The sequence below is a fragment of the Aeromonas sanarellii genome (assembly GCF_000820085.1).
In the GTDB taxonomy this organism is placed as follows: domain Bacteria; phylum Pseudomonadota; class Gammaproteobacteria; order Enterobacterales; family Aeromonadaceae; genus Aeromonas; species Aeromonas sanarellii.
The window spans coordinates 39016-52653 of record NZ_CDBN01000091.1 but is presented as its reverse complement, the minus strand read 5'-3'; the positions used below and the strand labels follow the sequence as shown (position 1 = coordinate 52653).

Here is a 13638-nt window from a genome sequence, read left to right as displayed (position 1 = left end):
ACAAGCAGAAGGAATGCAACATGGATACCCGAGCAATACATCTCTGGCTACGCTGTTGGCAGCACGGCCTCCTCGCCCTGGCCTTGCTGTTGGCGCTCTGTGCTCCGGCACTGGCCGCCACGGCGGAGTCCCCCTTCGAGCTGGATGCCAACCCGCAGGATGACAATCCAGCCCTCAACAGCGATGACTGGGCCACCCCCCCCGACAGCGGAGCGGCAACCAAGTTCACCGGCATCATTCAGGACACCGCCCCCAGGACCATCTTCGAGGGGGGCAACAAGGACATACTGGATATAGACAAATGGAGCTGGAAGGATGGCTCCGTGCCCGACAAGGATGACCTGACCCACGCCTATGCCGCCGCCTACAACGAGGATAACGACCTGTTGCTCTACTTCGGTGCCGACAGGATCTCCAATGTGGGCGACGCCTTCATGGGGTTCTGGTTCTTCAAGCAGAAGGTCACCGCCCTGCCCAATGGCGGCTTCAGCGGCAAACACACAGTGGGGGACACCCTGGTGCTCATCAACTTCCCGCAGGCGAGCAACGCGGTTCCCTATCTGGCCGTGGTGACCTGGGATCCGACCTGCAGCAAGGCGACCAACAACAACCCGCAGCCGGGTCAATGCGCCGCCGCCAACCTGAGGCTCAAACTGCAGGGCTCGGGGGCCAACGACGTCGTCTGCGCCAATCAGGGCGGTGCCAACCTGGCCTGCGCCCTGACCAACACGGGTAATGTGCCCGTGCCCGCCAACACGCTGGCAAACGGTGTCAGCGGCCTGTGGAGCGATTACACCCCCAAGAGCGGCACCCAGGGCACCTTCCCCTTCGAGAGCTTCTTCGAGGGCGGGATCAACCTCAGCCAGATCGTCGGCGGCAGTGACGGCTGCTTCAGCAGCTTCATGGCCGAGACCCGCTCCTCCAGCTCCTTCACGGCAGCCTTGAAGGACTTCGTGCTGGACAACTTCGAACTGTGCAAGGTCGAGATCACCAAGGTCTGTACCGGCGGCGATATAAACGGCGACGATACGGGCTTCACCTACAGCTTCGAAGGCACCGTCACCAATGCAGGCTTCGGCACCATCTATGACGTCGTCGTCACCGACGACAACGGCACCCCGGCCGACACCAGCGATGACTTTGTCGTCGCGACCTTCGATTCCATAGCCAAGGGGGGATCAGAAGACTACAGCGGCAGCTTCGGCTCCGCCGGTAACGGACCGACCAACGGCGTCAGTGTCAAGGCCGCCTCCAGCGACGGTGGCACACTGTCCATCACCGCATCCGCTGCGGCAACCTGCCCCGTCGTCCAGCGAGAGCCCGGGATCAGCGTCACCAAGGCTTGCAGCACCAAAGTCATCGACGCCGGCAGCCAGCTCGTGCTCAGAGTCGACTACAGTGGTGAGGTCTGCAATACCACAGGGGTGGGTGACCCCAACTCCCCTGATTACAAGCCTCCTCTGAACCTGAGCGGTGTCACCGTGACCGACGACCCCAGCGGCAACGTGCATAACATAGGCACGCTGAATGCGGCAGACTGCAAGGACTATTCAGGATCCTACACGCCCAGCAGTGCAGGTTCGGAAGAGCCCGGCGCCATCTCCTTCAGCGATACCGTCACGGCCACGGGGACGGCTCCTCTCGGTTTTGGCAGCGACACCGACACGGCGACCGCCACCTGCCCGCTCTGCCCGACTTGCCCGGATTGCCCCACTCCTTAGGCATGACAGGTTTTAGTCACGCATGAACCACAGGGCCATGGTGCAGACCATGGCCCTTCTTCATGGCATCAAGGCTGGGAGTCTGCTCCCCCCATCGCCCCCCTCACGAACGCCGACGGGCACAGAGGCCACCACGCCCCGCAGTGAGCAAAGCGTTAATAGCGGCAGAGGCATAAATTTCTCGGGCATTGAGGTTGCCAATCGGGCTTGAGCCCCGCAAGCTAAACGTGACGACGGGAGGCATCATAGCCATCCCTCTGTTTTACAGATGTTTTATTGTTCAAAACCAGATGTGGTCACGCCACACGCCGTCCATTTTTAGGGGGAAAAATGAGTCTGATTCAAGAATTCAAGGCCTTTGCATCCAGAGGCAACGTGATCGACATGGCGGTCGGTATCATCATAGGCGCCGCCTTTGGCAAGATAGTCTCCTCCTTCGTGGGAGACGTCATCATGCCGCCCATCGGCCTGATCCTGGGCGGGGTGGACTTCAGCGATCTCGCCGTGACCCTGAAGGCAGCCGAGGGGGAAGCCCCGGCCGTGGTCATCGCCTACGGCAAGTTCATCCAGACCTGTATCGACTTCCTGATCATCTCCTTCGCCATCTTCATGGGGCTCAAGGCCATCAATACCCTGAAGAAGAAGCAGGAAGAGGAAGCCGCCGCACCGGCCGGCCCCACCAAGGATCAGGAGCTGCTGACCGAAATCCGCGACCTGCTCAAGTCCCAACAGGGGAAGTAAGCAGCCCGGTGTCACCGGCATCGCCAATACGCATGCCTGGCACCACCCCATAGCAAGAGGGAGGCCCTGTGGCCTCCCTCTCTCGTTGGCGAAGACTTCCCGTCTCCCCTCGCAGCCGGTCATCCCGACACGGATCTGTGCCAAGTCCCCTCCCCGGGGCGCGATGCCGGGGCGGGCGCCAAGCATGCCGGGCGATGGGGTTGTCTCAGCCTTGATACAGGGGATGCCCGAACTATCTGCCCCCCTGCCAGCAGTCACCAGCACCGCCTGGCACCCCGCCTCCCCTCTGCACGCTGGCGCAAGCTCCCCGCCATCACGTCTGCTGACGGGACCACCCCGGAGCGCCCCTGTTCCATCGCTGTAACAGGGGAGATATTTAAAAAAGCATTATTTATCAATTAATTATGCTCAAGACTTCGCCGTCGCCCCCATGCCGTCGTTACAACTTCGCGGACATCACCCCGTTTACGCGACCAAAACCCGAGCTAATTTCTTATTTTTCAAATATTTATGTGCTTGGTGCATTCCTTGCTGTAGGGGTGCTGTCTATCGATGCCCACCCCACAGGGCCGCGCCCGCCCCCCTGCGTTACTCGCAAGGGACAGGGCCTCCTTGTGGTCACGTTCAGGCCTGGGACATCACCCGGCCCAGGCAGTCGCAGCCGGGTGACATGGAACAAAAAACCACAGGATAGGAAGAGGGAAATGCTATGAAATCAAGTCAGCGCAATCGCCTGCTCAGATCCCTGACGCTCCCCCTCGGGGTCGTCATGCTGGGGGGACTCCACCTCACCCCGGCCTGGGCCGGCATCTTTCCGGGCCTGCAACAAGAGGCCTGCATGGCAGACGCCTATATTGCCAAGGGGGGTTCACTCTCGGGCGGCAGCCTCAACTGCACGGCCAAGGACATCGAGGTCTCCAAAGTGGTACCGGTGAATCCGAACCAGGAGTGTACCAACGGCCAGGTGTTCACCTTCAACGCAGACGTGACCATCAAGACCAACGCCAGTGAGCGTTATGACACCACCTTCTACCTGCCGAGAACGTCCCAGAGCCCGCAGGTGGTGCAGGGAGGAGCAAGAAACTGCAGCCTCGTGCTGCCCAAGGCGAGCGACGCCGGGGAGAATGGCCAGGTCGCCTATGTGAATCTGGAACCGAAGCTGAAGGCGACCGACTTCCTGGACACCTGCGGCGATATCACCAAGGCCAACGGCACCGATCAATACACGCTCTTCAACCAGCCCATCACCATGCTCTGCCAACCCAGCCCCACGGATCCCAACAAGGCCCTCTTCACCTACTGCGCGGCCTGGGACATCCAGAAGAGCCTCAGTTGCAGCGAGAGCACGGTTCCTCCCGGCGCCGTGCCCGCCACCAAGTCCAAGTGCAACTGTGACAGCTTCGCCATCAACGTGTTTATCAGACCCGAGCCGCCTGCCATTACCAAGACGGTCGAGCCGACCAGCCTGCCCGAGCCGGGTGGCGTGTTCACCTACAACCTGAGCTTCACCAACTCGAGCGTCGCCTCCTTGTATATCGCCAGCCTGAAGGATGAGATAGACGTGGGCGGAGATGGCTCCTACGACAAGAGCGTGGACCTCTGGGGCGCTACCGAGAGCGTCGGGACGGCGGACGGCATCTATCTGCTCAGCAGCACCTGTGCGAAACCCGCCGCGGGCTCGACGACGAAGGAGGTGCTGCCCAACGCCACCTACAGCTGTCAGTTCACCCTGCATATCAAGGATCGCGATCTGCCCAACGATCAGAGCCCCGAGAAGTACGTCGACAACATAGTGGCCCTGTTCAAGGACAAGAACGGCGGCACGGTCGGCGACGGCAGCACCTGCCCGACCGGCTTCCAGACCGCCGGCAACAACTGCAGCGGCGCCAAGCTGGTCGAGATCACCAATGTCCCGCCCACCATAGCGGTTGAGAAGACCCCCTCCACCGACGAGGTGCTGGAGCCGGGGGCCAATGTGACCTACACCATCAAGGTCACCAATACCGCGGGCGATCACGACGATCCGCTCACCCTGACCAGCCTGGTGGACGACAAGTTCGGCGATCTGGACGGGCAGGGCACCTGCGATCTCGGCAGCGGCGTGGCCCTGTACAAGGGCACCCCCTTCCAGTGCAGCGTCACCGAGTTTGTCGGTGGCAACGCCGGCGATGTGCACACCAACAAGGTGACCGCCAAGGCCCTGGACAACGAAGGGGATGAGGCAACGGGAGAGGACAGCGCCACCGTCAACATCAATGACGTGGCATCGACCATCACGCTGCAAAAGGATGCCGTCCCCGTCAGTGTGCCCGAGACGGGCGACTCCGATGAGAAACGTTCGGTGGCCTATACCTTCACCTTCTCCGTCGATGCCAATGGCGTGGACAAGGTCACCTTCAATGACCTGGATGATGACGTGTTCGGCAATCTGACCAGCCAGTGCCAGGTCAACAGGAAGAACGGTGCCCCGCTCTTGCCCGCCGTGGCGCTGGCCGGCTTCGTCCTGAGCCCGGGCGAGTCGGCCAGTTGCACCCTCTCCAAGGATCTGCAGGGCAATGCTGATGAGAGCCATACCAACACGGCAACCATCAGCGGCAAGGATGAGGACAATCAGACCGTGACCGACAGCGATGATGCCACTGTGGAGTTCACCGATGTCCCCCCCGACATCACCAAGCTCTTTGCCCTCAAGGCCGCTGGCTTTGTCCGCATCAGCAACAACGGAGTGGACACCCTGACCGTCACCGCCCTGACCTTCAAGGGGGTCGATGTGGCCGATGGGAACGGGATTCCGGGCAGCTTCACCCTCTACGATGAGCCGGGGGTGAGTACCCATGAAGCCGGCTTCGGGCCCTTCGCCTTCTGCACCACTGGGGGGGCCATACTGCCCGGCGGCCACTATGACTGCGCCTTCGTGCTGGAGCTCGAACCCGGGCTCGCCGATCTCGGCAACATCGATCTGAAGGCGATCAACCCGGAACCTCTGGTGGTCACCCTGAAGGATGACGAACTCAACGAGGTCAAGGCCGAAGTGGAGGTCACCATCCAGACCCTGGAATGATGATGCAGTGAAACAGGCCGGGAAACTGGCTATTGAGGGGGCGACGGCTGAACCGTCGCCCCCTTTCTTTGTCCGGGCACGGGAGCCTAGGCGCGGGGATGGTGCTGGCCGTGCAGCGCCTTGAGCCGCTCGTTCGCCACGTGGGTGTAGATCTGGGTGGTGGAGAGATCCGCGTGCCCCAGCAGCATCTGCACTACCCGCAGGTCGGCGCCGTGGTTGAGCAGATGGGTGGCGAAGGCGTGGCGCAGGGTGTGGGGGGAGAGCTCGCCCTGGATACCGGCGCGCTGGGTATAGAGTTTGATGCGGTGCCAGAAGGTCTGGCGGGTCATCATGCGCGCCTGCTTGGAAGGGAACACCACGTCCGAGCTGGTGCCCCCGAGCAGCAGGGTACGTGCCTCCCGGTAGTAGCGCTCCAGCCAGTGCACCGCCTCCTCCCCCATGGGCACCAGCCGCTCCTTGTTGCCCTTGCCCACCACCCGCACCAGCCCCTGGCGCAGGCTGACGTGCTCGGCGGTGAGCCCCACCAGCTCGGAGACCCGCAGCCCGGTGGCATAGAGCAGCTCGAGCATCGCCTTGTCGCGCAGCTCCAGCGGGTCATCCACCAGGGGCGCCATGAGCAGCGCCTCCACCTCGGCCTCGCTCAAATCGGCGGGGAGCTTCTTGGGGAGCTTGGGCCCCTCCAGCAGCACGGTGGGATCGTCGCTGCGCAGCTTCTCCCGGTTGAGGTACTGATAGAAGCGGCGCAGGGCCGACAGGAAGCGGGCCGTGCTGCTCGCAGCGAACTGATGGTCCACCCGCCAGGCGAGGTAGTGCTGGATGTCGTCCAGCCCGGCCAGCAGCAGGGAGCTCCCCTGCTCATCGAGCCAGAGGGCGAATTTTTCCAGATCCGTGCGATAGGCGCCGACCGTGTTGTCAGACAGCCCCCGCTCCAGCCAGAGGGCGTCGAGAAACGGCTCGATAAGGGGATGGGATTCAGCTTTGCTCATGGTACGCCGCGCTCAGGGAAACAGGGGGCCATTGTAGCGCGTCGACCCACCCGGGCCGCAAGGCAGGCTTCTCCATCGTCCGCCAGGCGGTGAAGCGCGCCGGGCAATCTGCTAGACTGGCGCCCTCCCCCGGGCGCCACCCTGCCGGTTGCCCGCCCCCCTGGCCTACTGCGATCAAGAGAAGAGCGATGAAGATAGGTTTGTTTTACGGCTCCACCACCTGCTACACCGAGATGGCCGCCGAGAAGATCCGCGCCCTCATCGGCCCCGAGCTGGTCGATCTCCACAACATCAAGGATGTCCCCCTCGTCCGCATGCAGGAGTACGACATCCTGATCCTGGGCATCTCCACCTGGGACTTCGGCGAGCTGCAGGAAGATTGGGAATCCCGCTGGGAAGACATCAGGGATGTGCATCTGGAGGGCCGCATCATCGCCCTGTTCGGCCTGGGCGATCAGCTGGGATATGGCGAGTGGTACCAGGATGCCCTCGGCCTCTTGCACGATCAGCTGGTGCCCAAGGGCGTCAAGCTGGTGGGCTACTGGCCCAACGAGGGGTACGAGTTCGACGCCTCCAAGGCGCTGATCGACGATGGCCGCCACTTCGTCGGCCTGGCCCTCGACGATGCCAACCAGTACGACCAGACCGAATCCCGCATCGAGCAGTGGGTCGACCAGATATTAAGCGAGATCCACGAGCTGCTCTGATCCAGGTAGCTTGCATGCTCGATGACCCCTTGGATACGGATCGACGATGGCCATCATCTTGTCGTCGGCCTGACCCTCGACGATGCCAACCAGTACGACCAGATCGCATCCCGCATCGAGCAGTGGGTCGACCAGATCCTCGGCGAGATCCACGAACGGCTCTGATCCCACTGCCGGTGGCCCGATTTCGGGTCACCGGGCGCATAAATCGCACCGATTTTCTCGTTTGGTATCATCGCCTGACGCTATAGCGACTTTTGGCCTCTGGTCTGCAACAATGGGTTCGACACCCTATAACAACCTAAAGCCGGGTGTCGGAAGCAAACGGACAGACCAGAAAAGGATATTCTATGACTTCATTCTCCCTGTTGGCCCCCGCCATCGCCCGCGACGTGCTCGATCACGCCCTGGCACTGGGTGCCGACTTCGCCGAACTGTTTGTGGAGCGCAAGCGCCGCAGCCAGCTCAGCCTGCTCTCCAGCCAGATAGAGAACATCAGCGGCGGCCTCGACTTCGGCATAGGCGTGCGCCTGTGCTACGGCCACAAGGTGCTCTACGGCTACACCAACCTGGCCGATCGCAACGAGCTCCTGCGCATCGTCACCCTGCTGGCGGCCAAAGACAGGCGTGACCCCGTGGTGACCGCCATCGCCTTCGATTTCACCCGCCTGACCGATCGCAACCCGATCGCCCTGCCCCTGTCGGCCGACAAGCTGCTGGAGCAGAAGATCGCCTACCTGCACGCCATGGACGCCGCGGCCCGCGCCGAGAGCGACAAGGTGAGCCAGTTCTCCGGCAATGTGCTGGGCTGGGAGCAGGAGGTGGAGATCTTCAACAGCGAAGGGGTACAGGTGGCCGATCGCCGCCACTACAACCGCATCATGGCCCAGACCATCGCCCTGGACGGAGGCGAGCAGAGCGTGGGCTATGAGGCCCCCGGCGCCATGAAGGGGTGGGAGCACGCCGCCGGCGTGGATCCCCGCGAGCTGGCCCTCACCGCCACCCGCCAGGCGCTGGTGAAGCTGGGTGCCGCCCCCTGCCCGAGCGGCACCCTGCCGGTCATCATGGAGAGCGGCTTTGGCGGCGTCATCTTCCACGAGGCGTGCGGCCACCTGCTGGAGACCACCTCGGTGGCCAAGAAGGCGTCCGTGTTCCACGACAAGATGGGCCAGCTCATCGCCAACCCCGCGGTCAGCGCGGTGGACGAGGGCTTGCAGGGCAACGCCTGGGGCTCCATCAACGTCGACGATGAGGGGATGGCGACCCAGCACACCCAGCTCATCAAGGAGGGGGTGCTGACCGGCTTCCTGGTGGACAGGATGGGAGCCCTTCGCACCGGCTACGCCCGCACCGGTTCCGGACGGCGCGAATCCTACAAGTTCGCCCCGGCCTCGCGCATGCGCAACACCTACATCGAGCCGGGCAACCACAGCCTGGACGAGATGCTGGCGACCGTGGAGCACGGCATCTATGCCAAGCGGATGGGGGGCGGCTCGGTGCAGCCCGGCACCGGCGAGTTCAACTTCAACGTGCAGGAGGCCTACCTTATCGAGGGAGGCAAAATAACCAGACCGCTGAAATCGGCGACCCTGATCGGCACGGGCCCCCAGGTGCTCAAGGAGATCTCCATGGTGGGGCGCGATCTGGCCCTCTCCGCCGGCATGTGCGGATCTGTCTCCGGCTCCATCCCGGCTTCGGTCGGGCAGCCGCCACTCAAGGTGGACAACATCCTGGTGGGAGGGAACGCCTGATGAGCCAGCTCGACATGAACCAACTGCTTGCCCGCCTGCTGGACAAGGTCGCCGCTCTCGGTGCCGAGGCGGACGTCATCGCCAACCAGGACAGGGCCTTCTCCCTCAAGGCCGACAAGGGCGAGCTCAGTGAATACAAGGTCACCAGCAGCCAGCAGATCGGCATTCGGCTGATCAAGGAAGGCCGGGTCGGCATCGCCTACTCGGAGGCCCTCGATGAGGCCGCCCTGGATGCCATGGTGCAGGATGCGCTCGATGCCAGCCGCTTCGCCAAGGTGGACCCGGACCAGCGCATCACAGTGCAGCAGAGCAGGCTCGCCACCGACTGCGCCGAGATCCACCAGCCCGACACCACGGCGGTGGAAGAGAAGATCGCCCTGGCCCTGCGCCTCGAGTCCGACATGCTGGCCCTGCCGGACGTGACCGGTGCCCCCTACAACGGCTTCTTCGAGGGGGAGAGCCGGCTGTGGCTCGCCAACAGCCAGGGCTCGTTCTGCCAGCACCAGGAATTCAGCGTCGGCTGCCACAGCTCGGCCCTGATCGAGCGGGGCGGCCGCCAGTCCATGCACTACCAGGGGCTGTACGGCCGCCGCTTCGACGAGCTGGACCCGGTGCCCCTCATCGCGCAGATCCATGCCGTGGCCGATGGCCTGCTGATGGGTGAGGCGGTGCCGAGCGGTCGCTACAGCGTCATCTTCAGCCCCAACTGCCTGGCCAGCCTGTTTGGCTGCTTTCAGTCGGCGCTGTCGGGCAAGTGGGCCCAGCAGGGGATCAACCCCTGGCGCAGCAAGGTGGGCCAGAGCGTAGCCTCCCGCTGGCTCACCCTGGAGAGCCGGGTCCATATGCCGGGGGGCATGAAGATCAAGGCGTTTGACGGCGAAGGGGCCGCCACCTCGGATCTGCTGCTCATCGGCGAGGGGGAGCTCAAGACCCTGCTGCACAACAGCGCCACCGCCCGCCACTTCGGCGTGACGAGCAACGGTGCAGCCGCCCGCAGTGCCCGCAGTGCCCTGGACGTGAGCCCGCGCCACCTGGTGTTCGGGCTCGGCCCCCACGGCGAGGCCGAGGTACAAAGCGGCGAGTACCTGGAGCTGGTCAAGCTCGACGGCCTGCACTCCGGGGCCGACGCGGTGAGCGGCGACTTCTCGTTCGGCGCCTCCGGCTTCCTGTGCCGGGACGGGGAACGGGTGACGCCGGTGCGCGGCATCACGGTGGCGGGCAACTTCTATCGCCTGCTGAGTGAGCTGGAGGCGGTCGGCAACCTGCTGCACCACGACGATGGCAAGGAGTTCTATGCCCCGCAGATCCGCTTCGGCGGCTTGAGCATCGCAGGTAAATAGCTGAATGACATGGAGAACCCCCTGGTTTCCTGCAACTGAAAACGGCGCCTGATGGCGCCGTTTTTTTGCCTCTGGCACCGCGTATTGGCCACTCCTAACCTCAAAGAGCCACCGGCCGCATTGGCCGGGAATCTCTGGAGAATACGACGATGGACAACACCCTGGTCTGGGCCGACATTCCGACACGGGATCTGGATCGCGCCATGGACTTCTACTCGGCCCTGCTCGATGTGCAGGTCACCCCCATCCAGGAGGAGGAGATGCGCTATGCCATGTTGCGCTACGACGGCAACAACGCGGCGGCCTGCCTCGGCCCCATGGACAAATACCACCAGCCCGGCGGCGCCGGCCCCCTCATCTATCTCTCCCTCGGTGACAGGCTGCAGGAGGCGGAGCAGCTGGTGCCCCGGCTCGGCGGGCGGGTGCTCGAACCCCTGCACAGCATCGGCAGCGGCCATGGCTCCCGGGTCATCATCGAAGATACCGAAGGGAACTGGCTGGCCCTCTATGCCCCGCCAGCCGCCTGACGGGCGGGCAGACACGACAACGGCGACCCTGGGGTCGCCGTTGTTCTTTCAGCGGATCCTGCTGGCCATCAGGCCTCTGGATTGAGACGGGTCGGCATGCCGGTGCGCTGTTCCAGCACCTGCTTGACCACGTTGGAGTCGCTCTCGGCGTGGGCGATGAAACGGGTGGTGGCCGGGGTCATGGGCAGCGGCACGGCGGCGGTGGAGTTGAACTCCTCCTCGGTGCGCGACAGCGGCTCGTGCACTTCCATGTAGCGACCGCCATCCGGTTCGACCGTGGTCTTGACCGGCTGGTTCACGAACTGGACGCGGGTGCCGACCGGCACGTTGTCGAACAGGTACTTGATGTCGTCGGCGCGCAGGCGCACGCAGCCGCTGCTCACCCGCAGACCGATGCCGAAGGTGGCGTTGGTACCGTGGATGGCGTAGAGGTTGCCGATGTAGAGGGCGTGCAGACCCATGGGGTTGTCAGGACCGGCCGGCCAGACTGCGGGCAGGGTCTTGCCCTGGGCGGCGTAGCGGCGACGGATGTTCTCGGTCGGGGTCCAGGTCGGGTTCGCGCGCTTGCGCTCCACCTTGGTGATCCAGTTCTCCGGGGTGTTGACCCCCAGCTGGCCGATCCCGATGGGCAGCACCTGCACCACGTTCTTGCCCTTGGGGTAGTAGTAGAGGCGCATCTCGGCCACGTTGATGACGATCCCCTCGCGCGGCGCATTCGGCAGGATCAGCTGATGGGGAATGACCAGCTTGCTGCCCGGCGTCGGCAGGTAGGGGTCGACGCCCGGGTTCGCTTCCATGATGTTGGTCAGACCCAGCTGGAAGTCAGCGGCAATCTGCTCCAGCGGACGGTTGTCCGCGGGGACCACGTACTCCTGATTCTCGCCGATCAGGCGGCTGTTCGCGGCGGGCAGCACGTATTCAACGGCGGCAGCCTGCTGGCTGACCAGGGTCAGAGTGCAAAAAAGGGCCGAAGCGGCAATGCGAAGGGGATTCATAAAATTCCTGTATGGTTTCCTGTACCTGTGGGCCTTTGGCCTGCTCATCCTCGGCTTGTTCTGTGACGCGTCACCCGAGACCAATAACCGAGCGCGCATTCTTTCCCGAGTAGGGCAAAATTTCAACTTGGAGATGGGCTTTTTCGCGGAAAAGATCCATTCCCTCCCCAGCGACCGCCCCTCCCGGCTTGCTGACACCCTAACATCGCTCTTATGAGCATAAAATGAACAGGTCGGCGGCCTGGCAGCCCCTCCCCAAATTGCATGAAGGGCCGGTCACGAGTACAATCTCGCACCCTCTGTATCAGGAGTATCGAACCATCTCGTTCCCTGGTGTAGTCCGATCGGAGGCGGTGCGTCGAGTACGGTCGCGCCATGCCGATTAATCCATACGACGCCATCAGGTGGCGCCGTCCTGATTTGCAATCAGACAAAGAGTCCAACATGTTCAGACCAGAATTGCTCTCCCCCGCCGGGACCCTCAAGAACATGCGTTACGCCTATGCCTATGGCGCCGACGCCGTCTACGCGGGTCAGCCCCGCTACAGCCTGCGGGTACGCAACAACGAATTTGATCACAAGAATCTGCAGCTCGGCATCAACGAGGCCCATGCCCTGGGCAAGCAGTTCTATGTGGTGGCCAACATCCAGCCCCACAACTCCAAGCTCAAGACCTTCATCCGCGACATGCGCCCCGTGGTGGAGATGAAACCGGACGCACTGATCATGTCCGACCCCGGTCTCATCATGATGATGCGCGAAGCCTTCCCCGAGATGCCGATCCACCTGTCGGTGCAGGCCAACGCGGTCAACTGGGCCACGGTGAAGTTCTGGCATCAGATGGGCCTGACCCGGGTCATTCTCTCCCGCGAGCTGTCGCTGGACGAGATCGAGGAGATCCGCATGCAGGTGCCGGAGATGGAGCTGGAAGTCTTCGTCCACGGCGCCCTGTGCATGGCCTACTCGGGCCGCTGCCTGCTCTCCGGCTACATCAACAAGCGCGACCCCAACCAGGGCACCTGCACCAACTCCTGCCGCTGGGAGTACAAGGTCCACGAGGGCAAGGAAGATGACGTGGGCCAGATCGTCCACCGCCAGGAGCCCATCGCCGTGCAAAAGGTGGATCCGACCCTGGGGGCCGGCAAGCCGAGCGACGCCCTGGTGCTGCTGGAGGAGTCCAACCGTCCCGGCGAGTTCATGACCGCCTTCGAGGACGAACACGGCACCTACATCATGAACTCCAAGGACCTGCGCGCCGTCGAGCACGTGGAGCGCCTGACCAGGATGGGCGTCCATTCCCTCAAGATCGAAGGCCGTACCAAGTCCTTCTACTACTGCGCCCGCACCGCCCAGGTCTATCGCAAGGCCATCGACGATGCGGTGGCCGGCCGGCCGTTCGATCCCACCCTGATGGGCACCCTCGAGAACCTGGCCCACCGCGGCTACACCGAGGGCTTCCTGCGCCGCCACAACCACAGCGAGTACCAGAACTACGACTACGGCTACTCCGTCTCCGACACCCAGCAGTTCGTCGGCGAGATCACCGGTCGCAACGGTGACATGGTCGAGGTCGAGGTGAAGAACAAGTTCCTGCTGGGCAACAGCCTGGAGCTGATGACCCCACAAGGCAACCTCAGCTTCAACCTGGAGCAGATGCAGAACCGCAAGGGCGAGCTCATCGACACCGCGCCGGGCAACGGCCACGTGGTCTATGTGCCGGTACCGAAGGAAGTGGACGTGAACTACGGCATCCTGCTGCGCAACCTCGGCGAGCGCGAGGATACCCGTCAGCCCCACTCGGCGGCCTGA

General features: G+C 63.4%; 11 protein-coding genes. 9 read left to right on the top strand and 2 right to left on the bottom strand.

Features of this window, described 5'->3' with window-relative positions; genetic code table 11:
* Positions 1-20 precede the first annotated feature (20 nt).
* The 3 genes from BN1132_RS16550 (at position 21) to BN1132_RS16540 (ending at position 5523) form a co-directional block, all read left to right on the top strand.
* Complete coding sequence (locus tag BN1132_RS16550; protein WP_042078997.1) at positions 21-1721, top strand: hypothetical protein; 1701 nt, start codon at positions 21-23, stop codon at positions 1719-1721.
* A 330-nt stretch (positions 1722-2051) separates the two neighbouring features.
* On the top strand, positions 2052-2462 hold the full coding sequence (mscL, locus tag BN1132_RS16545; protein WP_042078892.1) for a large-conductance mechanosensitive channel protein MscL: 411 nt from the start codon (positions 2052-2054) through the stop codon (positions 2460-2462).
* 709 nt (positions 2463-3171) lie between these two features.
* On the top strand, positions 3172-5523 hold the full coding sequence (locus tag BN1132_RS16540; protein ID WP_052447041.1) for a hypothetical protein: 2352 nt from the start codon (positions 3172-3174) through the stop codon (positions 5521-5523).
* Between the two features lie 86 nt (positions 5524-5609).
* Here the strand turns inward: BN1132_RS16540 and xerD are convergent, their stop codons facing one another.
* The gene (gene xerD, locus BN1132_RS16535; RefSeq protein ID WP_042078891.1) at positions 5610-6509 is read right to left on the bottom strand and encodes a site-specific tyrosine recombinase XerD; all 900 of its coding nucleotides are present in this window, start codon (positions 6507-6509) and stop codon (positions 5610-5612) included.
* 188 nt (positions 6510-6697) lie between these two features.
* On the opposite strand from xerD, the gene fldB reads away from it, so the two are divergent.
* The 5 genes from fldB (at position 6698) to BN1132_RS16515 (ending at position 10834) form a co-directional block, all read left to right on the top strand.
* Entirely contained in the window at positions 6698-7216 is a 519-nt protein-coding gene (fldB, locus tag BN1132_RS16530; RefSeq protein WP_042078890.1) for a flavodoxin FldB, read from the top strand.
* A gap of 21 nt (positions 7217-7237) precedes the next feature.
* The gene (locus tag BN1132_RS20080) at positions 7238-7381 is read left to right on the top strand and encodes an NADPH-dependent FMN reductase family protein (RefSeq protein WP_408855545.1); all 144 of its coding nucleotides are present in this window, start codon (positions 7238-7240) and stop codon (positions 7379-7381) included.
* A 185-nt stretch (positions 7382-7566) separates the two neighbouring features.
* Positions 7567-8967 carry a TldD/PmbA family protein gene (locus tag BN1132_RS16525; RefSeq protein ID WP_042078889.1) on the top strand — a complete coding sequence of 467 codons (1401 nt, stop codon included), beginning with the start codon at positions 7567-7569 and terminating at the stop codon, positions 8965-8967.
* Complete coding sequence (locus tag BN1132_RS16520; protein WP_042078888.1) at positions 8967-10307, top strand: TldD/PmbA family protein; 1341 nt, start codon at positions 8967-8969, stop codon at positions 10305-10307. Before BN1132_RS16525 ends, BN1132_RS16520 begins: the two co-directional genes overlap by 1 nt.
* Before the next feature lie 149 nt (positions 10308-10456).
* A complete protein-coding gene (locus BN1132_RS16515) occupies positions 10457-10834 on the top strand; it encodes a VOC family protein (protein WP_042078887.1) in 378 nt (125 codons plus the stop codon).
* Between the two features lie 68 nt (positions 10835-10902).
* On the opposite strand, the gene BN1132_RS16510 is transcribed toward BN1132_RS16515, so the two are convergent.
* A complete protein-coding gene (locus BN1132_RS16510; RefSeq protein WP_042078886.1) occupies positions 10903-11829 on the bottom strand; it encodes a L,D-transpeptidase family protein in 927 nt (308 codons plus the stop codon).
* A gap of 444 nt (positions 11830-12273) precedes the next feature.
* Here BN1132_RS16510 and trhP point away from each other — a divergent pair, with 444 nt between their 5' ends.
* On the top strand, positions 12274-13638 hold the full coding sequence (gene trhP / locus BN1132_RS16500) for a prephenate-dependent tRNA uridine(34) hydroxylase TrhP (protein WP_042078884.1): 1365 nt from the start codon (positions 12274-12276) through the stop codon (positions 13636-13638).

What these genes read in the sequence shown, in the direction of transcription:
- BN1132_RS16520 (WP_042078888.1), top strand. Translation starts at nt 8,967, where the DNA reads ATGAGCCAGCTCGACATGAACCAACTGCTTGCCCGCCTGCTGGACAAG.
- trhP (WP_042078884.1), top strand. Translation starts at nt 12,274, where the DNA reads ATGTTCAGACCAGAATTGCTCTCCCCCGCCGGGACCCTCAAGAACATG.
- BN1132_RS16515 (WP_042078887.1), top strand. Translation starts at nt 10,457, where the DNA reads ATGGACAACACCCTGGTCTGGGCCGACATTCCGACACGGGATCTGGAT.
- xerD (WP_042078891.1), bottom strand. Translation starts at nt 6,509, where the DNA reads ATGAGCAAAGCTGAATCCCATCCCCTTATCGAGCCGTTTCTCGACGCC.
- mscL (WP_042078892.1), top strand. Translation starts at nt 2,052, where the DNA reads ATGAGTCTGATTCAAGAATTCAAGGCCTTTGCATCCAGAGGCAACGTG.
- BN1132_RS16525 (WP_042078889.1), top strand. Translation starts at nt 7,567, where the DNA reads ATGACTTCATTCTCCCTGTTGGCCCCCGCCATCGCCCGCGACGTGCTC.
- BN1132_RS20080 (WP_408855545.1), top strand. Translation starts at nt 7,238, where the DNA reads ATGACCCCTTGGATACGGATCGACGATGGCCATCATCTTGTCGTCGGC.
- fldB (WP_042078890.1), top strand. Translation starts at nt 6,698, where the DNA reads ATGAAGATAGGTTTGTTTTACGGCTCCACCACCTGCTACACCGAGATG.
- BN1132_RS16510 (WP_042078886.1), bottom strand. Translation starts at nt 11,829, where the DNA reads ATGAATCCCCTTCGCATTGCCGCTTCGGCCCTTTTTTGCACTCTGACC.
- BN1132_RS16540 (WP_052447041.1), top strand. Translation starts at nt 3,172, where the DNA reads ATGAAATCAAGTCAGCGCAATCGCCTGCTCAGATCCCTGACGCTCCCC.
- BN1132_RS16550 (WP_042078997.1), top strand. Translation starts at nt 21, where the DNA reads ATGGATACCCGAGCAATACATCTCTGGCTACGCTGTTGGCAGCACGGC.